This is a genomic window from Streptomyces sp. NBC_00102 (assembly GCF_026343115.1).
Lineage (GTDB): Bacteria > Actinomycetota > Actinomycetes > Streptomycetales > Streptomycetaceae > Streptomyces.
Genome location: NZ_JAPEMC010000001.1, coordinates 953,523 through 977,537, shown reverse-complemented (window position 1 = coordinate 977,537; position 24,015 = coordinate 953,523). Strand labels below are relative to the sequence as shown.

23 protein-coding genes and 1 pseudogene are annotated in these 24,015 nt (G+C 71.6%); 12 read left to right on the top strand and 12 right to left on the bottom strand.

What is annotated here, in order from left to right:
• Positions 1-20 precede the first annotated feature (20 nt).
• From OHA55_RS04385 to OHA55_RS04365, 5 genes are all read right to left on the bottom strand, one after another.
• Positions 21-776, bottom strand: coding sequence for an SDR family oxidoreductase (locus tag OHA55_RS04385; protein WP_266702955.1), 756 nt, complete (start codon positions 774-776; stop codon positions 21-23).
• Positions 777-780: 4 nt separating this feature from the next.
• The gene (locus OHA55_RS04380; RefSeq protein ID WP_266702953.1) at positions 781-2,574 is read right to left on the bottom strand and encodes a glycoside hydrolase family 15 protein; all 1,794 of its coding nucleotides are present in this window, start codon (positions 2,572-2,574) and stop codon (positions 781-783) included.
• Positions 2,575-2,662: 88 nt separating this feature from the next.
• Positions 2,663-3,472, bottom strand: a complete 810-nt coding sequence (locus OHA55_RS04375; RefSeq protein WP_266702951.1) for an SURF1 family protein — start codon at positions 3,470-3,472, stop codon at positions 2,663-2,665.
• A gap of 60 nt (positions 3,473-3,532) precedes the next feature.
• Complete coding sequence (locus OHA55_RS04370) at positions 3,533-3,766, bottom strand: hypothetical protein (RefSeq protein ID WP_136320436.1); 234 nt, start codon at positions 3,764-3,766, stop codon at positions 3,533-3,535.
• A 69-nt stretch (positions 3,767-3,835) separates the two neighbouring features.
• Complete coding sequence (locus OHA55_RS04365; RefSeq protein WP_266702947.1) at positions 3,836-4,816, bottom strand: DEDDh family exonuclease; 981 nt, start codon at positions 4,814-4,816, stop codon at positions 3,836-3,838.
• 105 nt (positions 4,817-4,921) lie between these two features.
• On the opposite strand from OHA55_RS04365, the pseudogene OHA55_RS04360 reads away from it, so the two are divergent.
• The 4 genes and pseudogenes from OHA55_RS04360 to OHA55_RS04345 all read left to right on the top strand — a co-directional run bounded on the left by OHA55_RS04360 (position 4,922) and on the right by OHA55_RS04345 (position 8,431).
• A pseudogene (locus tag OHA55_RS04360) lies at positions 4,922-5,646 on the top strand (VIT family protein).
• 115 nt (positions 5,647-5,761) lie between these two features.
• Positions 5,762-6,664: a sterol desaturase family protein gene (locus OHA55_RS04355; RefSeq protein WP_266702945.1), complete on the top strand. Its 903-nt coding sequence runs from the start codon at positions 5,762-5,764 to the stop codon at positions 6,662-6,664.
• Complete coding sequence (locus OHA55_RS04350) at positions 6,661-7,368, top strand: lysoplasmalogenase (RefSeq protein WP_266702943.1); 708 nt, start codon at positions 6,661-6,663, stop codon at positions 7,366-7,368. Before OHA55_RS04355 ends, OHA55_RS04350 begins: the two co-directional genes overlap by 4 nt.
• A 19-nt stretch (positions 7,369-7,387) precedes the next feature.
• Complete coding sequence (locus OHA55_RS04345; RefSeq protein ID WP_266710411.1) at positions 7,388-8,431, top strand: zinc-dependent alcohol dehydrogenase family protein; 1,044 nt, start codon at positions 7,388-7,390, stop codon at positions 8,429-8,431.
• 67 nt (positions 8,432-8,498) lie between these two features.
• Here OHA55_RS04345 and OHA55_RS04340 read toward each other — a convergent pair whose 3' ends face one another.
• Complete coding sequence (locus OHA55_RS04340; protein ID WP_266702941.1) at positions 8,499-10,022, bottom strand: S8 family serine peptidase; 1,524 nt, start codon at positions 10,020-10,022, stop codon at positions 8,499-8,501.
• Positions 10,023-10,326: 304 nt separating this feature from the next.
• On the opposite strand from OHA55_RS04340, the gene OHA55_RS04335 reads away from it, so the two are divergent.
• The 3 genes from OHA55_RS04335 to moaA all read left to right on the top strand — a co-directional run bounded on the left by OHA55_RS04335 (position 10,327) and on the right by moaA (position 13,541).
• On the top strand, positions 10,327-10,692 hold the full coding sequence (locus OHA55_RS04335) for a DUF485 domain-containing protein (protein ID WP_266702939.1): 366 nt from the start codon (positions 10,327-10,329) through the stop codon (positions 10,690-10,692).
• Positions 10,689-12,329, top strand: coding sequence for a cation acetate symporter (locus tag OHA55_RS04330; protein WP_266702937.1), 1,641 nt, complete (start codon positions 10,689-10,691; stop codon positions 12,327-12,329). The genes OHA55_RS04335 and OHA55_RS04330 overlap by 4 nt, the downstream gene beginning before the upstream one ends.
• A gap of 222 nt (positions 12,330-12,551) precedes the next feature.
• A complete protein-coding gene (gene moaA / locus OHA55_RS04325) occupies positions 12,552-13,541 on the top strand; it encodes a GTP 3',8-cyclase MoaA (RefSeq protein WP_266702935.1) in 990 nt (329 codons plus the stop codon).
• Positions 13,542-13,575: 34 nt separating this feature from the next.
• Here moaA and OHA55_RS04320 read toward each other — a convergent pair whose 3' ends face one another.
• Both OHA55_RS04320 and OHA55_RS04315 read right to left on the bottom strand, forming a co-directional pair.
• The gene (locus OHA55_RS04320; RefSeq protein WP_266702933.1) at positions 13,576-13,821 is read right to left on the bottom strand and encodes a hypothetical protein; all 246 of its coding nucleotides are present in this window, start codon (positions 13,819-13,821) and stop codon (positions 13,576-13,578) included.
• A 221-nt stretch (positions 13,822-14,042) separates the two neighbouring features.
• Entirely contained in the window at positions 14,043-14,465 is a 423-nt protein-coding gene (locus OHA55_RS04315) for a DUF3099 domain-containing protein (protein ID WP_266702931.1), read from the bottom strand.
• Between the two features lie 255 nt (positions 14,466-14,720).
• Between OHA55_RS04315 and OHA55_RS04310 the strand changes: the two genes are divergently transcribed.
• The gene (locus OHA55_RS04310; protein WP_266702929.1) at positions 14,721-14,999 is read left to right on the top strand and encodes a GlsB/YeaQ/YmgE family stress response membrane protein; all 279 of its coding nucleotides are present in this window, start codon (positions 14,721-14,723) and stop codon (positions 14,997-14,999) included.
• 73 nt (positions 15,000-15,072) lie between these two features.
• Here the strand turns inward: OHA55_RS04310 and tyrS are convergent, their stop codons facing one another.
• The 3 genes from tyrS to OHA55_RS04295 all read right to left on the bottom strand — a co-directional run bounded on the left by tyrS (position 15,073) and on the right by OHA55_RS04295 (position 19,413).
• Positions 15,073-16,341 (bottom strand): tyrosine--tRNA ligase, encoded by a 1,269-nt coding sequence (gene tyrS, locus OHA55_RS04305; RefSeq protein ID WP_266702927.1) that lies wholly within the window; start codon positions 16,339-16,341, stop codon positions 15,073-15,075.
• A gap of 157 nt (positions 16,342-16,498) precedes the next feature.
• Complete coding sequence (locus tag OHA55_RS04300) at positions 16,499-17,893, bottom strand: metallopeptidase TldD-related protein (RefSeq protein WP_266702925.1); 1,395 nt, start codon at positions 17,891-17,893, stop codon at positions 16,499-16,501.
• Positions 17,890-19,413, bottom strand: coding sequence for a TldD/PmbA family protein (locus OHA55_RS04295; protein WP_266702923.1), 1,524 nt, complete (start codon positions 19,411-19,413; stop codon positions 17,890-17,892). Before OHA55_RS04295 ends, OHA55_RS04300 begins: the two co-directional genes overlap by 4 nt.
• Positions 19,414-19,689: 276 nt before the next feature.
• On the opposite strand from OHA55_RS04295, the gene fabG reads away from it, so the two are divergent.
• From fabG to OHA55_RS04280, 3 genes are all read left to right on the top strand, one after another.
• Positions 19,690-20,409, top strand: a complete 720-nt coding sequence (gene fabG / locus OHA55_RS04290; protein ID WP_266702922.1) for a 3-oxoacyl-[acyl-carrier-protein] reductase — start codon at positions 19,690-19,692, stop codon at positions 20,407-20,409.
• Between the two features lie 5 nt (positions 20,410-20,414).
• On the top strand, positions 20,415-21,182 hold the full coding sequence (gene fabI / locus OHA55_RS04285; protein WP_266702920.1) for an enoyl-ACP reductase FabI: 768 nt from the start codon (positions 20,415-20,417) through the stop codon (positions 21,180-21,182).
• A 229-nt stretch (positions 21,183-21,411) separates the two neighbouring features.
• Entirely contained in the window at positions 21,412-21,807 is a 396-nt protein-coding gene (locus OHA55_RS04280; RefSeq protein ID WP_266702919.1) for a hypothetical protein, read from the top strand.
• A 10-nt stretch (positions 21,808-21,817) separates the two neighbouring features.
• Here the strand turns inward: OHA55_RS04280 and OHA55_RS04275 are convergent, their stop codons facing one another.
• Positions 21,818-22,492 carry a FadR/GntR family transcriptional regulator gene (locus OHA55_RS04275; RefSeq protein WP_266702918.1) on the bottom strand — a complete coding sequence of 225 codons (675 nt, stop codon included), beginning with the start codon at positions 22,490-22,492 and terminating at the stop codon, positions 21,818-21,820.
• A 189-nt stretch (positions 22,493-22,681) separates the two neighbouring features.
• Here OHA55_RS04275 and OHA55_RS04270 point away from each other — a divergent pair, with 189 nt between their 5' ends.
• On the top strand, positions 22,682-24,013 hold the full coding sequence (locus tag OHA55_RS04270) for an MFS transporter (RefSeq protein WP_266702917.1): 1,332 nt from the start codon (positions 22,682-22,684) through the stop codon (positions 24,011-24,013).
• The last annotated feature ends 2 nt before the right edge of the window (positions 24,014-24,015 follow it).

The following is a 24,015-nucleotide window of genomic DNA, read 5'->3' as shown; positions in this document are numbered from 1 at the left end:
CGGCACCCGGCACGGGTCCCTCAGAACCCGTGCCGGGTGCCGCCGTCCACCGGCAGCATGATGCCCGTCAGATACGAGGCGGCGGGGGAGAGCAGGAAGGCCGCGGTCTTCCCGAACTCCTCAGGTGTGCCGTACCGGCGCAGCGGGATGCGGGCCTCGCTCGCGGTGCGGGCCGCGTCCGCGTCGCCGGAGAGCGCGTCGAGCTCGCGCACCCGGTCGGTGTCGATGCGGGACGGCAGCAGGCCGATCACCCGGATGCCGCGCGGCCCGAGGTCGTTCGCCAGGGACTTGGCGAAACCGGCCAGCCCGGGGCGGAGCCCGTTCGAGACGGTCAGGCCGGAGATCGGTTCGTGGACCGACCCGGAGAGCACGAAGCCGATGACCCCGCCTTCGCCGAGTTCGGCCGCCGCCGCCCGGGCCAGGCGCACCGCGCCGAGGAAGACCGATTCGAAGGCCGACTGCCACTGCTCGTCGGTGTTGTCGGCGGCGGAACCGGGCGGCGGCCCGCCGACGCTGATCAGTACGCCGTCCAGTCGGCCGAACCGTTCCTTAGCCTTGTTCAGCAGAGTCCGGGCAGCGGTCGGGTCGCCGTTGTCGGCCGCGACGCCGAGGGCGTCGGGGCCCAGCTCGGCGGCCGCGGCGGTGACGCTCTTCTCGTCCCGTCCGGTGATGAGCACCTTCGCGCCGTCCGCCGCCAGCGCGGCCGCCGCGGCGTTGCCCAGCCCTCGGCTGGCCCCGGTGACGACGTAGACGCGGTCCTTCAGTCCAAGATCCATGGCCCTATCCTGCCGCCTCGCCCCCGGCGAGGGCCATCGCCGTGTTCACCAGCCCGATGTGGCTGAACGCCTGCGGGTAGTTCCCGAGCTGGCGGCAGGCCACCGTGTCGTACTCCTCGGCCAGCAGGCCCACGTCGTTGCGCAGCTCCAGCAGCCGCTCGAAGATCTCCTCCGCCTCGGCGGGGCGTCCGGTCCGCAGCAGCGCGTCGGCGAGCCAGAACGTGCAGACGATGAAGGCTCCTTCCTCGCCCGGCAGCCCGTCCACCGACGCGCCCTCGGTGCTGTAGCGGCGGACCAGGCCGTCGCTGCCCAGCTCGGCGCGGATCGCGTCGACCGTGCCGACGATCCGCGGGTCGTCCGGCGGCAGGAAGCCCGTGCGCACCATGAGCAGCGTCGCCGCGTCCAGCGCCTTCGAGCCGTACGACTGGGTGAAGGTGTTCCGTACGGGGTCGTACCCCTTCTCGCACACCTCCGCGTGCACCGCGTCGCGCATCGCGCGCCAGCGGTCCGGGTCGCCCGGGAGGGAGGGGTCGGCCTCCAGGGAGGTCACCGCCCGGTCGGCCGCGACCCAGGCCATCACCTTCGAGTGGACGAAGTGCTGCCGCTCGCCCCGGATCTCCCACAGCCCCTCGTCCGGTTCGCGCCAGGTCGACTCCAGGAAGCCCAGCAGGCTGAGCTGGAGGTTCCAGGCGTGCGGCTTGTCGCTCAGACCGGCGTCCCGGGCGAGGCGGAGGGAGTCGATGACCTCGCCGTACACGTCCAGCTGGAGCTGACGGACCGCCGCGTTGCCGGTGCGGACCGGCCGGGAGTTCTCGTACCCCGACAGCCAGGGCAACTCCGTCTCGGGCAGCCGGCGCTCACCGGCCAGCCCGTACATGATCTGGAGGTCGGCCGGATCGCCCGCGACGGCGCGCAGCAGCCAGTCCCGCCAGGCCGCCGCCTCGTCCAGATAACCGGCCGCCAGCAGGGCGCCGAGGGTCAGCGTGGAGTCCCGCAGCCAGCAGTAGCGGTAGTCCCAGTTCCGTACGCCGCCGATCTCCTCGGGCAGCGAGGTCGTCGGGGCCGCCACGATGCCGCCGGTCGGCCGGTACGTCAGCGCCTTCAGCGTGATCAGCGACCGGAGCACCGCGTCCCGGTACTTCCCCTGGTACGTGCAGGTCTGAGCCCACTTCGCCCAGTCCTTCAGGGTGTGCTTCAGCGCCTTGTACGGGTCGATCAGCTTCGGGCGCGGCGAGTGCGAGGGGTGCCACGTCAGGACGAACGCCACCTGCTCGCCCTCGGCGACCGTGAACGAGGAGCAGGTGCTGAAGTGCTCCCCCCACGTCTTGACCGGCGGATCGCTGCGCAGCCAGACGGAGTCGGGACCGGCGACCGCCACCCGGTGGCCGTGCGAGCGGCGCATCCACGGCATGATCGAGCCGAAGTCGAAGCGCAGCCGCAGCACCGAGCTCATCTCGACGCTCCCGCTGATCCCCTCCACGATCCGCATCAGGTCGGGCGACTTGTCGCGCTGCGGCATGAAGTCGGTGACCTTGACCGTGCCGGTGGGGGTCTCCCAGTACGTCTCCAGGACGAGGGAGTCGTCGACGTAGCCGCGGCGGGTGCAGGTGTCGGACGACGCGGTGCCCTCGGGCGCGATCCGCCAGTGCCCGTTGTCCTCGTCGCCCAGCAGCGCCGCGAAGCAGGCGCCCGAGTCGAAGCGGGGAAGGCAGAGCCAGTCGACAGAACCGTTTCTGCCGACGAGTGCGGCCGTCTGGAGATCGCCGATGAGCGCGTAGTCCTCGATACGTTGAGTCACGCAGTTGCGTTTTCCCGAACGGGGCCGTTGCTAAGCAGGCGGGACGCCGGGAAGACGGGGCCGTCCGGGTGGGCGTGCGCCCGCAGGGCTACACGCGGGCGGGCTCCGGCTCCCCGGCCCCTTCCCCGGCCCCGGCGGCGGCCAGTGCCGCGGCCTCGGCACGGTCGCGCTTCTCACGGCGTACCAGCACCGTCCAGCCGACCGGCACACCGGCCGCGAAGAGCCACCACTGCACGGCGTACGCCATGTGGGGGCCGATCGAATCGTGGTCGGGGGTGGCGATCTGCTCGGGCGAGTTCTTCGCGGCCGCGGGCGCGGTCATCTCGATGTAGCCGCCGAGGACCGGGCGGGAGAGCAGCGCCGACTGCTGGGCGCTGCTGATCAGCATGACCTGGCGGTCCGGCAGCCCCTTGAGGTCCTTGATGCCGCTGGCGGCCGTCGTCTCGTCCGCCATCAGGCGCCCCGTGACGGTGACGTCGCCCTTCGGGGCGGCCGGTACGTCGGGGAAGGCCGCCTGGTCGTCGGCGGACTCGACCCAGCCGCGGTTCACCATCACGGTGCCGCCGCCGTCGAGGTCCAGCGGGGTCAGGACGTGCACCCCGATCCGCCCGTCGTCGGAGGTGCGGCGGCGCACCACGACCTCGTGGGCGGTGTCGAAGACGCCGCGGGCGGTGACCGTGCGCCAGTAGTCCTTGCTCGGCACGGTGTGGTTCGGTGAGGTGAGCCGCTGGACGGGCTCGGGAACGGCAGAGAGGTTCCGCGCGATCAGGGCGTTCTGCGCGACCTTGTGCTGATGGCGGTGCAGCTGCCAGAAGCCCAGCTCGACCATGGTCGGGATCAGGACGAGGACGAGGAGGGTGACCAGCACCCACTGCCGGGTCAACAGGAAGCGGTACACCCCATGACCGTACAACCGGGGTCATGGGGTGCGTCACGGTGGGGTGGTCCGGCGGACCCGTCACACTTTGTCCACGATGCCCGCCTTCCCCTCGGCGCGGGCGCAGTGACCGCCGCAGAACCAGTGCCCGTCCACCTCGACGCCCTGCCCGATCACCTGCACACGGCAGTGCTCACAGATCGGCGCCATGCGGTGGATGGCGCAGGCGAAGCAGTCGAAGACGTGCACCGCGCCCTGCGCGTGCACCTCGAAGGACATCCCGTAGTCGTTTCCGCAAACCTCACAACGTGCCATGCGCCACAGGGTGGGACGCGGGCGCGCGGTGGGCGAGCGGACGGCGGGCGAGTCGCCGCCGGTTCACTCCTATGCCGGTGGTGTGGCCGGTGCCACGTCCCGCAGCAGATGGGTGAAGGCCGCCTCGTCCACCACCGGCGTACCGAACGACTTGGCCTTGGCCGTCTTCGAGGTCACGGAGTCCGGGTCGTTGGTCACCAGCAGGCTGGTGAGACGCGACACACTCGTCGCCACGTGCAGCCCGGCCTCCACCGCGCGGTCCTCCAGCAGTTCGCGGTCGACCGAGGTGTCCCCGGAGAACGCCACCCGCATGCCCTGCTTCAGCGGCCGGTCCGCGCTGTACCGCCCCGGGTTCGGGTACGGGCAGGCCGGGCGCTTGCGCGAGGGGCGCCAGCTGTTCTGCCCGTACGACGGCTGATGGCCGACCCTCGGCCGCACCGGCGAGTCGGACCACTCGGTCAGCGGCCGGCACTCCAGCAGCGGCAGCCGCACCCCGTCCCGCGCCGCCGCCCGCAGGCTCGGCCGGAACGCCTCCGCCAGCACCCGGGCGTCGTCCAGGGCGTGGTGGGCCTGCTCCTGGACCACTCCGAAGTGCGAGGCCAGCGAGGACAGCTTGTGGTTGGGCAGCGGCAGCCGCAGCTCCTTGGCGAGCGCGATGGTGCAGAGCCGCTGCTCGACCGGGGCGACCACCGAGGCGCGCGCGTACTCACGGGCGATCATCGACCAGTCGAACGCGGCGTTGTGGGCGACCAGCACCCGGCCGGCCAGGTACTCCGAGAGCTGCCCGGCGATCTCCGTGAAGAGCGGGGCGCCTTCGAGCACCTCGGAGGTCAGGCCGTGGATCCACACCGGCCCCGGGTCGCGCTCCGGGTTCACCAGCGTGTACCAGTGGTCCTCGATCTCGCCCCGGGCGTCCAGGCGGTAGACGGCGGCCGACACTATCCGGTCGTCGCGGGCGAGTCCGGTGGTCTCCACGTCGACGACCGCGTACCCCTGGGGATACGCGGCCGGCCACGGCACTGCGGTCTGGCGATCGTCGAGCATGGTCACAGAGAATACGGGCCGAGACCGACACTCCCCTATTCGGCCGCCTTCCGGCCGCCGATGCGGTACGGGTCCTGCCGCCCGCGCCACGTGCGGTGAGACGATCCGCGGGTGACGGAGACGCGAAGCGGCCAGCAGCACGACGAGCCCCACGAAGGGGCCCTCGGCACCCGGTTGAACTGGCTGCGGGCCGCCGTCCTCGGCGCCAACGACGGCGTGGTCTCCACGGCTCCGGCCTCGTCGTCGGTGTGGCGGGTGCCACAGGCGACCGGAGCGCGCTGCTCACGGCGGGGCTCGCCGGCCTGCTCGCCGGATCGATGTCCATGGCCGCCGGAGAGTACGTCTCCGTCTCCACCCAGCGGGACTCCGAGAAGGCCGCCCTCGCCACCGAACGCCGCGAACTGCGGGACGAACCCGAGGCGGAACTCGTCGAGCTCACCGACCTGCTGGAGGGCAAGGGCCTCAGCCGCGAGGTCGCCCGCGAGGCCGCCCTCCAGCTCACCGAACGCGACGCGCTGCGCGCCCACGCCGAGGTGGAGCTCGGCATCGATCCCGACGAACTCACCAACCCCTGGCACGCGGCGGGCGCCAGCTTCCTCGCGTTCACCGCGGGAGCGCTGCTGCCGCTGCTCGCGATCGTGCTGCCGCCGCCCTCGTACCGGCTGCTGGTGACCGTGGTGTCGGTGCTCGTCGCCCTCACCGCGACCGGGTGGTGGAGCGCCCGCCTGGGCGACGCGCCGGTGGCCCCGGCGGTGCTGCGCAACGCGGGCGGGGGAGCGGTGGCGATGGGCGTCACCTACGCCGCCGGAACCCTCCTCGGGATGGCCGGGGTGTGAACCCGCGGCGCCCCCTGTTGGTGGAACTCGCCAAACAACAGGGGTGGTTGGTCCCGCTTACTTGGTGGTAACCACGTCTGTTCCCCCACCCACCGGCGGCCCTACGGTTCATCGCATGGAGCCGAACCTGCCCGATGTCGTGCTGTGGTCCCTGCCGGCCTTCGTCCTGCTCACCGTCGTCGAGATGATCAGCTACCGCTTCCATCCCGACGAGGAAGCCGCCGGCTACGACGCCAGGGACGCCGCGACCAGCGTGACCATGGGTCTCGGCTCGCTCGGCTTCGACCTGCTGTGGAAGATCCCGATCGTCGCCCTCTACACGGCGGTGTACGAACTCACCCCGCTGCGGGTCCCCCTGCTGTGGTGGACGGTTCCGCTGATGCTCCTCGCCCAGGACTTCTTCTACTACTGGTCCCACCGGGGCCACCACGTCGTCCGCCTCCTCTGGGCCTGCCACGTGGTCCACCACTCCAGCCGGAAGTTCAACCTCACCACCGCGCTGCGCCAGCCCTGGACCTCCGCGACCGTCTGGCCCTTCTACCTGCCCATGGTCGCCTGCGGGGTGCACCCGGCCGCGCTCGCCTTCTGCCAGTCGGCCAACCTCGTCTACCAGTTCTGGGTACACACCGAACGCGTCGGAAAGCTGCCCCGCCCCTTCGAGTACGTCCTCAACACGCCCTCGCACCACCGGGTGCACCACGCCTCTCAGGGCGGCTACCTGGACCGGAACTTCGGCGGCATCCTGATCCTCTGGGACCGGCTCTTCGGGTCCTTCACCGCGGAGACCGAACGGCCCGTCTACGGCCTCACCAAGAACATCGCCACCCACAACCCGCTGCGCGTCGCCACCCACGAGTACGCGGCGATCGCCCGGGACGTCCGGGCCGCCACGAGCTGGAGCGAGCGCGCCGGACGGGTCTTCCGGGGCCCCGGCTGGCAGCCCGCCGGAACCACCGCCGCCGCCAACGCCGCCACCACCGCCGCGCAGCGTCCTCCGGTCACCGGGGCCACCGGATGACCGGCCGCTCGGGAACCGGTCCCGGGGGTGAGACGCGTCACGCGCGGGCGGCCCGCGCCGCACCCCTGCTGCTCGCCGCCTACCTCGTCCTGTCCGCGGTCGACCTGGTCGGGCTGCTGGCCGGTGCGGACGCTGCCCACCTCCTCGCCAAACCGCTGCTGATGCCGGTGCTCGCCGCGTACGCCGCCGTCCGGGGCGCACCCCGGTGGCTGATCGCCGCGCTGCTCTTCGGATGGGGCGGCGACGTGGCCCTGATGGCGGACGACGACACCGTCTTCCTCCTCGGCATGGGCTCCTTCGCCCTCGGCCACCTCTGCTACCTCCGGCTCTTCGGCCGGGCGCGCGCCTCCCGGGCGGCCGGCGCCGCCTACGCCGTCGTGCTCGCCGCCGTCCTGGTGGCGATGTGGGGCGACCTGCCGGCCGGGATGCGCCTGCCGATGACCGGGTACAGCCTGCTGCTCGCCACCATGGCCTGGCGCTCGGGCGCCCTCGGCCGGTACGCCGCCGCGGGCGGGGCGCTCTTCCTGCTCTCCGACTCGATGATCGCCACCGGCATCGCCGACTGGCCGCAGCCGCCCGGCCACGACGTCCTCGTCATGCTCACCTACCTCGCCGCCCAGCTCCTGCTCACCGTCGGAGCGCTCGGGGGCGTACGGGGGGTCACCGCGGGAGGGGCGTACCGTGGAAAGGTTGAAACCGCCTGAAACCAGCGAGGACCCCCACATGCGCGCCACCGTCATCCACGCCCCGCACGACATCCGGGTGGAGGACGTGCCGGACCCGGTCGTCCAGCAGCCCACCGACGTGGTGGTGCGCGTGCTGCGCGCCTGCATCTGCGGCAGCGACCTGTGGGCCTACCGCGGCGAGTCCGCCCGCAAGCCCGGCCAGCGCATCGGCCACGAATTCCTCGGGATCGTGGAGCAGGCCGGCTCCGACGTCACCGGGTTCCGGGCCGGCGACCTCGTCGTCGCCCCCTTCGTCTGGTCGGACGGCACCTGCGCCTTCTGCGCCGACGGCCTCCACACCTCCTGCCCGCAGGGCGGGTTCTGGGGCTCCGAGGGCTCCGACGGCGGCCAGGGCGAGGCCGTCCGGGTCCCCTTCGCCGACGGCACTCTCGTCAAGCTCCCCGCCGAGGCCGCCTCGGACGACCGGCTGCTCACCGCGCTGCTGGCCCTCTCCGACGTGCTGGGCACCGGCCACCACGCCGCCGTGGGCGCCGGGGTCAAGCCCGGTTCCACCGTCGCGGTCGTCGGTGACGGCGCGGTCGGCCTCTGCGGCGTCATGGCCGCCAAGCGCCTCGGCGCCGACCGGATCATCGCGCTCGGCCGCCACACCGCCCGTACCGACATAGCCCGCGCCTTCGGCGCCACCGACGTCGTCGCGGCGCGCGGCGAGGAGGCCGTGGCCGCGGTGCGCGAGCTGACCGGCGGCGCCGGTGCGCACAGCGTCATCGAGGCGGTCGGCACCGAGCAGTCCATGCGGACCGCCTTCGGGATCGCCCGCGACGGCGGGGCGGTCGGCTACGTCGGCGTCCCGCACGGCAGCGGCACCGGCCTGGACCTCGGCGACATGTTCAACCGCAACGTCGCCCTGCGCGGCGGCGTCGCCCCGGTGCGCGCGTACATCCCCGAGCTGCTCCCCGACGTCCTGGACGGCACCATCGACCCCTCGCCCGTCTTCGACCTGGCGGTCGGCCTGGACGAGGTGCCCGCCGGATACAAGGCGATGGACGAGCGCACCGCGCTGAAGGTCCTCGTCAAGCCGTAAGGCACGGGACGGCATGCCGAAGGGGCCCGGAACGCGGACGCGTTCCGGGCCCCTTCGGCATGCGGCGTCAGTAGCGGACCGCGTCCAGCGCGTCCACGTTGCCGGCTCCGTAGAAGCCGTTGTACGCCTTACCGCCCTTGCAGACGGCGTCGACGGTGCCGTCGCTGTCGATGTCGTACGGGGCTCCGCACGCGGTGGCGTCGGCCTCCAGGGCCAGCAGCGCCTTCACCGCGGCGGGCGAGGCGTGCGGGTGCTTCGACTCGATCAGGGCCACGACACCCACGACGTGCGGGGTCGCCATCGACGTACCGGCCTTGTAGCCGTACTTGCCGCCCGGCAGCGTCGACAGGATGAGGCCGCTGGTCGCCGGGGCCTCGGGCTTCTGGTAGATCGTCGAGTCACCGCCCGGGGCGGCCACGTCGACCACGCCGTAACCGTAGTTCGAGTAGGACGCCTTGAGGCCCTTCGCCCCCGTCGCGGAGACGGTCACCACGCCGGGCAGCATCGACGGGATGTCGAGGCAGGTGCGCGGGTCGATGACCCGGTCCTCGGTGACGGTGTCGTTGGGGCTCGTCGAGTCCTCGATCGACTCGGCCGCAAGGTCCTCGGCGGAGTTGCCGGCCGCCGCGACGTTCACGACACCCTTGCCCTCGGCGTAACGGGTGGCCCGGCCGAGCGCCTCGACCAGGGCGCCCTGGTCGGGGTCGTTCTTGCAGTTGTAGAGCCAAGGGTCGGTGTAATAGCTGTTGTTCGTCACGTCGACGCCGTGCTCGGCGGCCCAGACGAAGCCGCAGACGACGGCCTCCGTGTAGAAGAACCCGTCCGAGGTCGCGACCTTGATGCCGGCGACCTTCACGCCCGGGGCGACGCCCGTGACGCCGATGCCGTTCTTCGCCGCGGCGATGGTGCCGGCCACGTGGGTGCCGTGGTCGCTCTCACCCGCGGCGGGACGCCAGGAACCCGGCGTGGTGTCGGGCGCGCCGGAGACGCAGTTGGCGGAGGCCGCCGCGTCGAAGTTCGGGGCGAGGTCGGGGTGGGTGTCGTCGACGCCCGTGTCGATCACGGCTGCCGTGACGTTCCTGCTGCCCAGGGTGATCGCATGGGACCTGTCCGCCTTCATGGCGGGCAGGTCCCACTGCAACGGCTCCAGCGGGTCCTGGGACGCGGTCGCGCCCTCGGCCGCGCCGGCCGCCTCCGCCGCCGTGAGCGGCTGCGCCGCCGCGCCGACGTCGGTGGTCGACTGGGGCACGATCGGATTGGTGCGGGTGGCTCCCGCCGACTCGACGCCGCGCACCTTGCGGATGGTCGCCGCGAAGGCCGGGTTCTGCGAGTGGACGACGATCACGCCGATCTGGTCGTACGAGACGACGATCGTGCCGCCGGCCTTCGTGATGGCCTTCTCGACCTGTTCGACGGTCTTGTGACTGCCTTCGGTGTTCACGACGTAACTGAGCTTCGGTCCGTCCTGCGACACGGCCGGGGCCGGTGCGGCCGAGGCGGTGGTGGCCGGAAGGAAGCCGAGGGAAGCGGTGAGCGCGAGTCCTACGGGCAGCGCGACTGCACGTACGCGCCTGGATGCCAGATGAGCCATGGGTTCTCCACATCATCCGTATCAGCCGGCCGGACACCTTGCGTGTCTGGTCGGGTACATGACCAGTGAAGTTAGCGTCGATCATCGCCACGCATCAACGCATTGAGGCAAACGAGTTCGAAGGGTGATCTCCGGAGGCCGTTCGGGGTGTTTTCCCGTCACCCCGACGGCCGAAAGAGGTTCTGAACCGCTTCGTCGCGCCGCACGTGCCGTTGTCAGGGGAGTCGCACGACCCGATCCAGCGAGGTTCCCCATGAGGCCGATCACGTCCCCCATCACCGCACCCGCGTCGCGAGGAGAATCCGTGGCTACCGATGCACCGCCGCCCGAGAGCGGTTCGGACACCAGTCCGGCACAGCTCACCACCGAGACCTACATCGAGGTGCAGGCGAGCGCGGAATTCGCCGAACTGCGCCGGTCGCACCGGTCGTTCGCCTTCCCGCTGACCGTCGCCTTCGTCACCTGGTACCTGCTCTACGTCCTGCTCTGCAACTACGCGGACGGCTTCATGAGCACCGAGATCGCGGGCAACATCAACGTCGCGCTCGTCCTCGGGCTCGCCCAGTTCGCCACGACCTTCCTCATCGCGTGGTTCTACTCCCGCCACGCCGCCACCAAGCTCGACCCGAAGGCGGCGGCCATCAAGTCCCGTATGGAGGCCGACGCATGAGCGCCGCCCAGGTCGCGCACCCCGCCGTCCAGCTCGCCGCCGAAGGTGCGAGCGACCACCGGACGCTGATCATCACCCTCTTCGCGGTCTTCGTCGTCGCGACCCTCGGCATCACCGTGTGGGCCGGCCGGCAGACCAAGAGCGCCGCCGACTTCTACGCGGGCGGACGCCAGTTCACCGGATTCCAGAACGGACTCGCCGTCTCCGGCGACTACATGTCCGCCGCGTCCTTCCTCGGCATCGCCGGCTCCATCGCGCTCTTCGGCTACGACGGCTTCCTCTACTCCATCGGCTTCCTCGTCGCCTGGCTCGTCGCCCTGCTCCTGGTCGCCGAACCCCTGCGCAACTCCGGCCGCTACACGATGGGCGACGTCCTCGCCTACCGCATGCGCCAGCGCCCCGTACGCACCGCCGCGGGCGCGTCCACCATCGTCGTCTCGATCTTCTACCTGCTCGCCCAGATGGCCGGAGCGGGCGTACTCGTCTCGCTGCTGCTCGGCATCACCAGCGACGGCGGGAAGATCGCCATCGTCGCCCTGGTCGGCCTGCTCATGATCGTCTACGTCACCATCGGCGGCATGAAGGGCACCACGTGGGTGCAGATGGTCAAGGCCGTCCTGCTCATCGCGGGCACCCTGCTCATCACCTTCCTGATCCTGCTGAAGTTCCACTTCAACATCTCGGACCTGCTGGGTTCCGCCGCCACCAACAGCGGCAAGGGCCACGCGTTCCTGGAGCCCGGCCTCAAGTACGGCGCCACCGGCACCTCGAAGCTGGACTTCCTCTCCCTCGGCATCGCCCTCGTCCTCGGTACCGCCGGACTGCCGCACATCCTGATCCGCTTCTACACCGTGCCCACCGCCAAGGCGGCCCGTAAGTCCGTCAACTGGGCCATCGGCATCATCGGCGCCTTCTACCTGATGACGATCGTGCTCGGCTTCGGCGCCGCCGCACTGCTCAAGCCGGACGACATCATCGCCTCGAACAAGGCGGGCAACACCGCGGCCCCGCTGGCCGCGCTGGAGATCGGCGGCGGCGCCGGCTCCACCGGCGGTGCCGTGCTGCTCGCGGTGATCTCCGCCGTCGCCTTCGCCACCATCCTCGCCGTGGTCGCCGGACTCACCCTGGCCTCCTCCTCTTCCTTCGCCCACGACATCTACGCCAACGTCATCCGCAAGGGGAAGGCGACGGAGAAGGAAGAGGTCCGCGCCGCCAAGTGGGCCACCGTCGCCATCGGCATCGTCTCCATCGGCCTCGGCGCCATGGCCCGCGACCTCAACGTGGCCGGACTGGTCGCCCTGGCCTTCGCCGTCGCCGCCTCCGCCAACCTGCCGACGATCCTCTACAGCCTCTTCTGGAAGCGGTTCACCACCCAGGGCGCCCTCTGGTCCATCTACGGCGGGCTCGCCTCCTCCGTCCTGCTGGTGCTCTTCTCGCCGGTCGTCTCCTCCAAGCCCTCCTCGATGTTCCCGGACGTCGACTTCGCCTGGTTCCCTCTGGAGAACCCCGGCCTGATCTCCATCCCGCTGGGCTTCCTGCTCGGCTGGATCGGCTCCCTGCTCTCCAAAGAGGAGCCCGACAAGGGCAAGTACGCCGAGCTGGAGGTCAAGTCCCTCACGGGCGTCGCCGCGCACTGACGGATCAGTTCACACAACTGTGCGGATTCGGCGCACCTCCCCGCGCCGGTCACGTCGTAGAGTCCTCACGACGTGACCGGCGCGGTCGTGCGACCACCGGTCCCGCGACCCCCGCGCGCGGGGGTCGGCCGTCCGGCTCGCGTAGTCTCGGAAGAGAGAACAGCCGGGACCGGACCACCGGACCGCGGGGAAGCCGTGAAAGCCATCGGGGGAGGGGCACACATGCTCATCGACACATACGACCGGGTGGCCACCGACCTGCGTGTCTCCCTGACCGACAAATGCAACCTCCGCTGCACCTACTGCATGCCCGAAGAGGGACTCCAGTGGCTCGGCAAGAGCGAGCTGCTCAGTGACGAGGAGATCGTCAGGCTCGTCCGGATCGCCGTCGAGCTGCTCGGCGTCACCGAGGTGCGCTTCACCGGCGGCGAGCCCCTGCTCCGCCCCGGCCTGGTGGGCATCGTCGAACAGTGCGCCGCGCTGACACCCCGCCCCCGGATGTCCCTCACCACCAACGGCATCGGACTGGGGCGCACCGCCGCCGCCCTCAAGGCCGCAGGGCTCGACCGGGTCAACGTCTCCCTGGACACTCTGCGGCCCGAGGTCTTCAAGACCCTGACCCGCCGCGACCGGCACGCGGACGTGCTCGACGGACTCGCCGCCGCGCACGAGGCGGGCCTCACCCCGGTCAAGGTCAACTCCGTGCTCATGCCCGGACTCAACGACGACGAGGCCCCCGAACTCCTCGCCTGGGCCGTCGACCACGGCTACGAGCTCCGCTTCATCGAGCAGATGCCCCTGGACGCCCAGCACGGCTGGAAGCGCGAAGGAATGATCACCGCCGGTGACATCCTCGCCTCGCTGCGCACCCGCTTCACGCTCACCCCCGAGGACGACGGGGCGCGCGGCTCCGCCCCCGCCGAACGCTGGACCGTGGACGGCGGCCCGCACCGGGTCGGAGTCATCGCCTCGGTGACCCGCCCGTTCTGCCGGGCCTGCGACCGCACCCGGCTCACCGCCGACGGGCAGGTCCGCACCTGTCTCTTCGCCCGCGAGGAGACCGACCTGCGGACCGCGCTGCGCTCCGGTGCGGCGGACGAGGAGATCGCCCGGCTCTGGCACGTCGCCATGTGGGGCAAGAAGGCGGGCTCGGGACTGGACGACCCGTCGTTCCTCCAGCCGGACCGGCCGATGTCCTCGATCGGCGGCTGACCGGGCCCACGCGGGGCTCAGGACCTGCGGTCGTTCAGCCCTCCGCCGGAGCCACCCAGTCGGCCAGCGGCACGACGTCCTTCAGGAAGCCCCGTACGCCGAGGAACTGCGACAGGTGCTCGCGGTGCTCCTCGCAGGCCAGCCAGGTCTTGCGGCGCTGAGGGGTGTGCAGCTTGGGGTTGTTCCAGGCGAGCACCCAGACCGCGTCCGTGCGGCAGCCCTTGGCGGAGCAGACGGGGGTACCGGTGTCGCTCTCGGCGGAAGTCAGGGGGAAGTTCACGGTCTCCACCCTAAAACAGGCGACGACACGCCCTCGGCGCGCGTCCCCGGCACACACAAAACGACGCCGAGCAGCCACGGGGGGAGCTGCTCGGCGTCGGTCTCTCGCTCCGACGGGGGATGCGGAGCGCACAACGGAGTATGTCACGCACACCCTGTCGCGGTGCACCCGAACTCAACGATTGAGCTGAGGTTTTCTTGAGCTTCGCCCGGCGGTGACGCTCATCCGTGCTCGTGCGGATACCGGGTGCGACCGTCCCCGTCGGACGCGGTGTCCGCGCCGGTTCCGGACAGGTCGTCCGGGCCGCTTCCCCTGGTGGTCGTGGCGCCGGCGGCGACCCCGAACCCCGTCTCCAGGGCCGGTCGCACGGGTGCGGGCACGAAGGTGGACGGCAGCGAAGGGGTGTTCTCCCGGCCCGCGTTGGCGATGACGACCGCCACGTACGGCAGCAGCAGGCCCAGGGCCAGCGCCACCATCGAGATGTGCCGTTCGACGTTCCAGAGGACCGCGGCGAGGATCACCGCCACCGTCCGCACCGACATCGAGATCACGTACCGGCGCTGCCGGCCGCGCACGTCGTCGGCCAGCCCCTGCCGGGCCCCGGTGATCCGGAATACCTCCGCGTCGTCGCGCTTGCCCATCATGTCTCCACCGCCTGCTCGCTGTACCGGACACCCCGGACCGGACCGCTCTCAAGGTACGCCCGCCGCGCTCCGGGATCGAGACCGGGTGGGCCGGCCGAGCCCGTCCCGGGCCGCGCGCGCCGCCCTCCCGCCCGTCCGTGCCGCCCTTCCCGGGCCACGGGCGCCGCACGGACAGGGGCGCCCGACATGCGCGACAAGCGCCCGCACACGAGACTTGAGCGCGTATGCGCAAGATGCGCAGTTCGAGGAGGCGGTATGAGCTGGTTGTGGGCGATCATCGTGGGCCTGGTTCTGGGCCTGATCGCGAAGGCGATCCTTCCGGGCAAGCAGGACATCCCGCTCTGGCTGACGACTGTGTTCGGCATCATCGGCAGCATCCTCGGAAACGCCGTCGCGGCCTGGATCGGCGTCGAGGACACCAAGGGCATTGACTGGATCCGGCACGTGCTCCAGTTGATCGGCGCGGTGGCGGTGGTCGGTGTCGGTGACGTCGTCTGGCAGTCGATCCGGGGACACGGCAAACAGAGAACCTGACTCCGGACAGCACCACGGCGAAGGCCGGGCACGCGACGCGCGTGCCCGGCCTTCGCCGTGGTGAGGAGGCGGGTCAGCCCGCGGCGATCTCGACCACCGCGAGGTTCTTCTTGCCCCGGCGCAGCACCAGCCAGCGTCCGTACAGCAGATCCTCGGCGGCGGGCAGGGCGTCGCCTTCGGTGATCTTCGTGTTGTTCAGGTAGGCGCCGCCCTCGTTGACCGTCCGGCGGGCACCCGACTTGCTCGGCGCGAGACCGGCCTCGACCAGCAGGTCCACCAGCGTCGCCGGCTCGGAGAGCTTCGCGTGCGGCAGCTCGGAGAGCGCCGCACCCAGCGTCGCCTCGTCCAGCTCACCCAGCTCGCCCTGGCCGAACAGCGCCTTCGACGCGGCGATGACGGCCGCGCACTGGTCGGCACCGTGCACCAGGGTGGTCAGCTCCTCGGCCAGCGCGCGCTGGGCCGTACGAGCCTGCGGACGCTCCTCGGTGACCTTCTCCAGCTCCTCCAGCTCCGCCTGCGGCTTGAAGCTGAGGATGCGCATGTACGGGGAGATGTCGCGGTCGTCGACGTTCAGCCAGAACTGGTAGAAGGCGTACGGCGTCGTCATCTCCGGGTCCAGCCAGACGGCGCCGCCCTCGGTCTTGCCGAACTTCGTGCCGTCCGCCTTGACCATCAGCGGGGTCGCCAGCGCGTGCACGGTCGCGTCCGGCTCCACCCGGTGGATCAGGTCGATGCCGGCCGTGAGGTTGCCCCACTGGTCGCTGCCGCCCTGCTGGAGGACGCAGCCGTGGCGCCGGTACAGCTCCAGGAAGTCCATGGACTGGAGCAGCTGGTAGCTGAACTCGGTGTAGCTGATGCCCTCCTGGGACTCCAGGCGACGTGCCACCGAGTCCTTGGTCAGCATCTTGTTGACCCGGAAGTGCTTGCCGATGTCCCGCAGGAACTGGATCGCGGACATGCCCGCGGTCCAGTCCAGGTTGTTCACCATGACCGCGGCGTTCTCGCCCTCGAAGGAGAGGAACGGCTCGATCTGCGAGCGCAGCCTGGTCACCCAGGCGGCGATGGTCGCCGGGTCGTTGAGCGTGCGCTCGGCGGTCGGCCGCGGGTCGCCGATCTGCCCGGTCGCGCCGCCCACCAGGGCCAGCGGCCGGTGGCCCGCCCGCTGGAGCCGGCGCATGGTGAGCACCTGGACCAGGTGGCCGACGTGCAGGCTGGACGCGGTCGGGTCGTAGCCGCAATAGAAGGTGACCGGACCGTCGCCAAGAGCCTTGCGCAGGGCGTCCTCGTCAGTGGACTGGGCGAACAGCCCGCGCCACTTGAGCTCGTCGACGATGTCCGTCACGGTTCCGTGTCTCCTTAAGCGTATGAACGGCGGGCCCCAAGCCTGTGGGACCCACACCCGGCCAGTCTAAGCGCTGGCCCGCGCCGCCCTCGCTTCCTTTTGCCCGCCGCGAAACAGGCCCCCCGGCGCACCCCCGGCAGGGGCGCGCCGGGACGTCTCAGACGCCGCGGCTGACCGAACTCATGTTGAAGTCCGGGATGCGCAGCGCGGGCATCGCGGCACGGGTGAACCAGTCGCCCCACTCGCGCGGCAGCGTCCGCTCGGTGCGGCCGGCCTCAGTGGCGCGCGAGAGCAGGTCGACGGGCGACTCGTTGAACCGGAAGTTGTTCACCTCGCCCACCACCTCGCCGTCCTCCACCAGGTAGACGCCGTCCCGGGTCAGCCCGGTCAGCAGCAGCGTCGCCGGGTCGACCTCGCGGATGTACCAGAGGCAGGTCAGCAGCAGCGCCCGGCCGGTGGTGGCCGCGACCATCTCCTCCAGCGTCTGCTCGCCGCCGCCCTCCAGCAGCAGGTTGTCGATCGCCGGGGCCACCGGAAGCCCGGTCAGGGCGGCGGTGTGGCGGGTGGTGGTCAGCCGGTCCAGCCGGCCGGCGCCGATCCAGTCGGTCGGCTCCAGCGGCAGCCCGTTGTCGAAGACCGACGCCCCGTCGCCCGAGGAGTGCGCGATCACGAACGGGGCCGACTCCAGGCCCGGCGCGTGCGGGTCGCTGCGCAGGGTCAGCGGCAGCGGCGAGAGGGTCTCGCCCAGCCGGGTCCCGCCACCCGGCCGGGAGAACACCGTCCGGCCCTCGGCCGCGTCCCGGGCCGTCGAGGACCAGAGCTGGTAGATCAGCAGGTCCGCCACGGCGGTCGGCGGCAGCAGGGTCTGGTAGCGCCCGGCCGGCAGCTCGATCCGGCGCTCCGCCCAGCCGAGGCGGCGGGCCAGCTCGGCGTCGAGTGCCGCCGGATCGACGTCCTGGAAGTCCCGGGTGGCCCGTCCCGCCCACGCGGACCGGGAGCGGTCCGGCGACTTGGCGTTCAGCTCCAGCGTGCCGTTCGGCTGGTCGTGCCGCAGCCGCAACCCCGTGGACGTGCCCAGGTAGGTCGAGGTCATCTCGTGGTGCGCGAAGCCGTACAGCTCCCGCCCGCCGGCGCGGGCGCGGGCGAAGGCCTCGCCGAGCGCCGGGGCGAAGTCCGCGAAGACGTCCGAGCCGGTCTCGGCGGGGGCGTCGGTGAAGTCCGCGGAAGCCGGCACGCCGGTGACCGGCGGCTGCGCGTCCTCGGCCGGTCCCGCCGCGCGGGCCGCCGCCTCGGCCGCGCGTACCAGCGGCTCCAGCTCGTCGGCGGTGACCCCGGAGCGCGAGACGACCCCGGAGGCGGTGCCCTCGGAGCCGTCGACGGTGGCGACGACGGTCAGCGTCCGGCCCCGGGTCACGCCGTTGGTGGTGAGGGCGTTGCCGGCCCAGCGCAGATTGGCCGAGGAGGTCTCGTCGGCGATGACCACGCAGCCGTCGGCGGTGGACAGCGCGAGGGCGCGCTCGACGATCTCGTACGGCTTGCTCGCGCGGCTCATCGGCCCGCCTCCTGCGTCGTGTTGAGGATGTTCACGCCGCGGAAGAGCGCGGAGGGGCAGCCGTGCGAGACCGCCGCGACCTGGCCCGGCTGGGCCTTGCCGCAGTTGAAGGCGCCGCCCAGCACGTACGTCTGCGGGCCGCCGACCTTCTCCATCGAGCCCCAGAAGTCCGTGGTGGTCGCCTGGTACGCGACGTCCCGCAGCTGGCCGGCCAGCCGGCCGTTCTCGATGCGGAAGAACCGCTGCCCGGTGAACTGGAAGTTGTAGCGCTGCATGTCGATCGACCAGGAGCGGTCGCCGACCACGTAGATCCCGCGCTCGACCCCGCCGATCAGGTCCTCGGTGGAGAGCCCGCCCGGGTCGGGGCGCAGCGACACGTTGGCCATCCGCTGCACCGGCACATGGCCCGGCGAATCGGCGTACGCGCAGCCGTTGGACCGGCCGAGGCCGGTCAACTTGGCGATCCTGCGGTCGAGTTGGTAGCCGACCAGGGTGCCGTCCCTGACCAGGTCCCAGGACTGCGCCTCGACGCCCTCGTCGTCGTACCCGATGGTCGCCAGCCCGTGCTCGGCCGTCCGGTCGCCCGTCACGTTCATCACGGGGGAGCCGTACGCCAGCTTCCCCAGCTGGTCGAAGGTGGCGAACGAGGTCCCGGCGTAGGCCGCTTCGTACCCCAGCGCCCGGTCCAGCTCGGTGGCGTGGCCGATCGACTCGTGGATGGTCAGCCAGAGGTTCGACGGGTCGACCACCAGGTCGTACGTCCCCGCCTCCACACCCGGCGCCCGCATCTTCTCGGCGAGTAGACCGGGGATGCGCTCCAGTTCGTCGTTCCAGTCCCAGCCGGTGCCGGTCAGGTACTCCCAGCCGCGGCCCACCGGCGGCGCGATCGTCCGCATCGAGTCGAAGTCGCCCGTCGAGCCGTCCACCGCCACGGCCGTCAGCTGCGGATGCAGCCGCACCCGCTGCTGGGTGGTGACCGTACCGGCGGTGTCCGCGTAGAACTTGTTCTCGTGGACCGTCATCAGCGAGGCGTCCACGTGCGCGACCCCGTCCGCCCCGAGCAGCCGCCCGCTCCACTCGGCGAGCAGCCCGGTCTTCTCCTCGTCCGGCACGGAGAACGGGTCGATCTCGTAGGAGGAGACCCAGGTCCGCTCCCCGTGCACCGGTTCGTCCGCGAGCTCCACCCGCTCGTCGCTGCCCGCGGCCGCGATCACCTTCGCCGACAGCTTCGCCATGGCGACGGCCTGCGAGGCCACCTTCGCCGCCGCGTCCATCGTCAGGTCCACGCCGGACGCGAACCCCCACGCCCCGCCGTGCACGACCCGCACCGCGTACCCGACGTCGGTGGAGTCCGAGGACCCGGAGCGGCGGGCGTCGCGCAGCCGCAGGGTGGCGCCGCGCACCCGCTCGAAGCGGAAGTCCGCGTGCGTGGAGCCGAGCGCGCGGGCCCGTGCCAGGGCGGCGTCGGCCAGGGCCCTTAGGGGCAGGGCGAGAAACGACGGGTCGATGTCATGGGCCACGGACGGCCTCCCTTGCGCTGGTGAATCGTGCCCGGGGGAGGAAGTCAATCACGGTGCGGCGGGGGCGTGATGGACGGTTACGGCCTTCGGGCGCGCGGGGCTCCGGGGCGGTGGCCGGCACCCGTCGCGGCCCGCGGGCGGGGCCCCTCGGGCCGGCGCCGACTGTAGAAACCCCACAGCACCTCGCACGAGCCACTGTCAGGGCCCGATTCTCCGTACACCGCACCGTACCGATAGGTTTTCGACGTACCAGACCGTCAAGGAAAGGGTGATCCGTTGAGCCGCTCGGTTCTCGTCACCGGAGGAAACCGGGGCATCGGCCTCGCCATCGCCCGCGCCTTCGTCGACAACGGCGACAAGGTGGCGATCACGTACCGCTCCGGCGAGCCGCCGCGGGAGCTCACCGAGGCGGGTGTGCTCGCGGTCCGCTGCGACATCACCGACGCCGAACAGGTGGAGCAGGCCTACAAGGAGATCGAGGAGAAGCAGGGTTCCGTCGAGGTGCTGGTGGCCAACGCCGGCATCACCAAGGACCAGCTCCTCATGCGGATGTCGGAGGAGGACTTCACGTCCGTCGTCGACACCAACCTCACCGGCACCTTCCGTGTGGTCAAGCGCGCCAACCGCGCCATGCTGCGCGCGAAGAAGGGCCGCGTGGTCCTCATCTCCTCCGTCGTGGGCCTCCTCGGCTCGGCAGGACAGGCCAACTACGCCGCCTCCAAGGCGGGACTGGTCGGGTTCGCCCGGTCGCTGGCCCGTGAGCTCGGCTCGCGGAACATCACTTTCAACGTCGTCGCACCCGGCTTCGTCGACACCGACATGACGCAGGTGCTCACCGAGGAGCAGCGCAAGGGCATCGTCGCCCAGGTGCCGCTCGGCCGTTACGCGCGGCCCGAGGAGGTCGCCTCGGCGGTCCGTTTCCTCGCCTCCGACGACGCGTCGTACATCACTGGAGCCGTCATCCCCGTTGACGGCGGATTGGGCATGGGTCACTGATCACCATGAGCGGAATTCTCGACGGCAAGCGCATCCTCATCACCGGGGTGCTGATGGAGTCGTCCATCGCGTTCCACACCGCGAAGGTGGCCCAGGAGCAGGGCGCGGAGATCATCCTCACCGCCTTCCCCCGCCCCACCCTGACCGAGCGCATCGCCAAGAAGCTCCCCAAGCCCGCGAAGGTCCTGGAGCTCGACGTCACCAACGCCGAGCACCTCGACCGCCTCGCCGGCCTGGTCCGCGACGAGCTCGGCACGCTCGACGGCGTCGTCCACTCCATCGGCTTCGCGCCGCAGGACGCCCTCGGCGGCAACTTCCTGAACACCCCGTTCGAGTCGGTCGCCACCGCGATGCACGTCTCGGCGTTCTCGCTGAAGTCGCTCGCGATGGCCTGCAAGCCGCTGATGGCGGAGGGCGGCTCGATCGTCGGTCTCACCTTCGACGCGCAGTTCGCGTGGCCGCAGTACGACTGGATGGGCCCGGCGAAGGCCGCGCTGGAGGCCACCTCCCGCTACCTCGCCCGTGACCTGGGCGCGGACAACATCCGCTGCAACCTGATCTCCGCCGGACCGCTCGGCTCCATGGCCGCCAAGTCCATCCCGGGCTTCGGCGACCTCGCGAAGGTGTGGGACACCCGCTCCCCGCTGGCCTGGGACATGGCCGACCCGGAGCCGGCCGGCCGCGGTGTGGTCGCGCTGCTCTCGGACTTCTTCCCGAAGACCACGGGCGAGATCATCCACGTCGACGGTGGCGTGCACATGATCGGCGCCTGACCCGTACGGACCCCTGTCGGCCGCGTACCCGTATCCGGATCTCCTCCGGAGGGTGCGCGGCCGACGTGCGTCACGGCCCCGGCGCACCGGGCCCGGAGGCGGGCGACCCGCGAGGCGGACGGGACCCCGCCCGCGCCCGGCCCGTACCGCCCCGGGTCGTAGAGATCGGCGATCCGCCGCAGAATGTGGAGGAACCGGACTCTGGTCAGGCTGCGGGGAGGAGAACGCCGTGCGTCCCACGCGTCGCCGAACCTGGGTTCTGCTCGCCTCCTCGGCAGCGGTCGTGGTCCTCGTGGTCCCCGCCGGCATCCATGCCGCGGGATCGGGCGGAGCCGCCGCCTCCGGCCCCCGCGCTCCCCGCGCACCGTCCCCGGAGCCCGCGGGGTCGGAGTGCCGGACCACGGTCGAGGGTTCCCAGGTGGTCTCCTACTGCCACAACCCGTACCCCTCCCTCGACGTCGTCCGGCTGCACACGGAGTGCGCCCGCTGGTGGGACGTGGACGGCGACGGCGCGGCGGTGGCCGTGGAGCCGGGGCGTACGGTCCGGCTCCAGGACCGCTGCTGGAAAGAGGTGGCCACGGCCTGGGTCACCCACAGCGCCGGCCCGTCGCGGAGCACCCCTTGAAAGCACATGCTCAGGCGGGGTCCGGCGGGCAGTGCAGCGCGTGGCCCGCCGCCTCGTCGGCCGCCCTCGCCGCGTCGCCCTCGCGGATCGCCTCGACCATGCGGCTGTGGTCCATCAGGTCCTCCGGCCGCAGCTCGGGGCCCACGTCCCCGCGCAGATAGTCGCGCAGGACGTCGCCCAGGTCCGCGTAGACCTCGGTCAGTACGTCGTTGTGCGCGGCGGCCACGATCGCCAGGTGCAGGGTGGCGTCCGCCGCGACGAACCCCTCCGCGTCCCCCGCCGCCCAGCTCGCCTCGCGCCGCGCCATCAGGGCGTCCATCTGCTTGAGGTCCCGGTCGGTGCGCCGCACGGCCGCCAGCCGGGCCGCCGACGACTCCAGTACGGACCTGAGCTCGGCCACATGGCGCGGATCGGCGGTCGCGAAGCGCCGTTGCATCACCCCGGCCAGCTCACTGGTGGCCAGCACGTACGTCCCCGAGCCCTGGCGGATGTCCAGCAGGCCGTTGTGGGCGAGGGCGCGCACCGCCTCGCGGACCGTGTTCCGGGCCACCCCGAGCTGCTCGACCAGCTCCGGTTCGGTGGGGATGCGTGAACCGACGGGCCACTCGCCCGAGGTGATCTGGTTCCTCAGCTGGGCAATCACCTGGTCGGCGAGTGCCGAGCGCCGGGGGGACGTCAGCGCCATGAGACTCCTTGTTCCGCGTTCCGCACAGCTCCGCAACGCCCCGGCCCACGACGGGCCCGGTGACCTCCCGGCTGCCGGGTGCGGTGAGGCGTGGTCCGGATTCTGTCAGCAGGCTCCGGGGCATCCGCGACCCGGGAGCGCCGTCGCCGGGGTGGACAACCAATCATCCCATGATTCTATGATGGCGCCATGCTGGAAGACGTTACCGAGACCCCCGCCCCGGCCGCCGCGACCCCGGCACGGGCGCCCGGGCCGAACGCCCCGACGCCCGTGCCCACGGCAGAGGGCACGAAGGGCGGCCCCGCCGCGGCGACCTCCCCGTGGCTGCCGCGCCTGCTCGCCGCAGGTCTCGTCCTGGCCGCGCTCAACCTCCGCCCGGCCATCACCAGCCTTGGCTCCCTCCTCGAAGAGGTGCGCGACGGGCTCCACATGAGCGGCGGTGTGGCCGGCGCCCTCACCTCGGTACCGCAGCTCTGCTTCGCGGTGTTCGGCGTCACCGCCCCCCGTCTCGCCCGCAGGTTCGGCCCCGCCGCGGTCGTCCTCGCCGGCATGGTCGCGATCACCGCGGGCCTGCTGATCCGCCCCTTCACCGGCTCCACCGCCGGATTCCTGCTCGCCAGCACGCTCGCGCTGATGGGCATCGCGGTCGGCAACGTCCTGATGCCGGTCATCGTCAAGCGCTGGTTCCCGGACCGCGTCGGATCGATGACCGGCCTCTACTCGATGGCCCTCTCGCTCGGCACCGCCCTGGCGGCGGCCGCCACCGTCCCGATGACGGACGCGCTGGGCGGCAGCTGGCGGACCGGCCTCGCCGTCTGGGCCGCGCTCGGTGTCCTCGCCGTACTGGTCTGGATCCCGCTGGTGCGCAGGGGGCGCGGCACCACCCCGGAAGGGGCCGGAGCCGGGGCGGTCCCCGTCGTCCCGCAGCCGCTCCCCGCAGGTTTCCGGACCGGCCGCAGCTCGACCGCCTGGGCCCTCGCCTGCTTCTTCGGCCTCCAGTCCACCGCCGCCTACATCACCATGGGCTGGATGCCGCAGATCTTCCGGGACGCGGGCATCTCGGCGAGCACGGCGGGCGTCCTGCTCGCGGTCACCATGGTCATGGGCGTACCGCTCGCCTTCGTCATCCCCCGGGTCGCCGCGGGGATGCGTACGCAGGGTCCCATCGTCCTCTTCCTCGGGATCTGCGGCCTGGCCGGATACGCGGGCCTCTACCTCGCTCCGGCGGGCGGCGCCTGGGTCTGGGCGGTGCTGCTCGGCGTCTCCAACTGCGCCTTCCCGCTCGCCCTCACGATGATCGGCCTGCGGGCCCGTACCGGCGCGGGCGTCGCCCGGCTGTCGGTGTTCGCCCAGTCCACCGGTTACCTGATCTCGATCCCGGGCCCGCTGCTGGTCGGCGTGCTCAACGAGCACAGCGGCGGCTGGGGGCTGCCCATCGCCTTCATGGCGGCGCTGATGGTTCCGCAGATCGTGGCGGGTGTACTCGCCGGACGGGACCGGACGATCGACGGCCGGGGGTGAGA

Bases quoted from the DNA above. Each gene is read 5' to 3' on its own strand.
- OHA55_RS04385 (WP_266702955.1), bottom strand. From the start codon at position 776: ATGGATCTTGGACTGAAGGACCGCGTCTACGTCGTCACCGGGGCCAGC.
- OHA55_RS04370 (WP_136320436.1), bottom strand. From the start codon at position 3,766: ATGGCACGTTGTGAGGTTTGCGGAAACGACTACGGGATGTCCTTCGAG.
- OHA55_RS04355 (WP_266702945.1), top strand. From the start codon at position 5,762: ATGGAGCCGAACCTGCCCGATGTCGTGCTGTGGTCCCTGCCGGCCTTC.
- OHA55_RS04350 (WP_266702943.1), top strand. From the start codon at position 6,661: ATGACCGGCCGCTCGGGAACCGGTCCCGGGGGTGAGACGCGTCACGCG.
- OHA55_RS04345 (WP_266710411.1), top strand. From the start codon at position 7,388: ATGCGCGCCACCGTCATCCACGCCCCGCACGACATCCGGGTGGAGGAC.
- OHA55_RS04340 (WP_266702941.1), bottom strand. From the start codon at position 10,022: ATGGCTCATCTGGCATCCAGGCGCGTACGTGCAGTCGCGCTGCCCGTA.
- OHA55_RS04330 (WP_266702937.1), top strand. From the start codon at position 10,689: ATGAGCGCCGCCCAGGTCGCGCACCCCGCCGTCCAGCTCGCCGCCGAA.
- moaA (WP_266702935.1), top strand. From the start codon at position 12,552: ATGCTCATCGACACATACGACCGGGTGGCCACCGACCTGCGTGTCTCC.
- OHA55_RS04315 (WP_266702931.1), bottom strand. From the start codon at position 14,465: ATGATGGGCAAGCGCGACGACGCGGAGGTATTCCGGATCACCGGGGCC.
- OHA55_RS04310 (WP_266702929.1), top strand. From the start codon at position 14,721: ATGAGCTGGTTGTGGGCGATCATCGTGGGCCTGGTTCTGGGCCTGATC.
- OHA55_RS04300 (WP_266702925.1), bottom strand. From the start codon at position 17,893: ATGAGCCGCGCGAGCAAGCCGTACGAGATCGTCGAGCGCGCCCTCGCG.
- fabI (WP_266702920.1), top strand. From the start codon at position 20,415: ATGAGCGGAATTCTCGACGGCAAGCGCATCCTCATCACCGGGGTGCTG.
- OHA55_RS04275 (WP_266702918.1), bottom strand. From the start codon at position 22,492: ATGGCGCTGACGTCCCCCCGGCGCTCGGCACTCGCCGACCAGGTGATT.
- OHA55_RS04270 (WP_266702917.1), top strand. From the start codon at position 22,682: ATGCTGGAAGACGTTACCGAGACCCCCGCCCCGGCCGCCGCGACCCCG.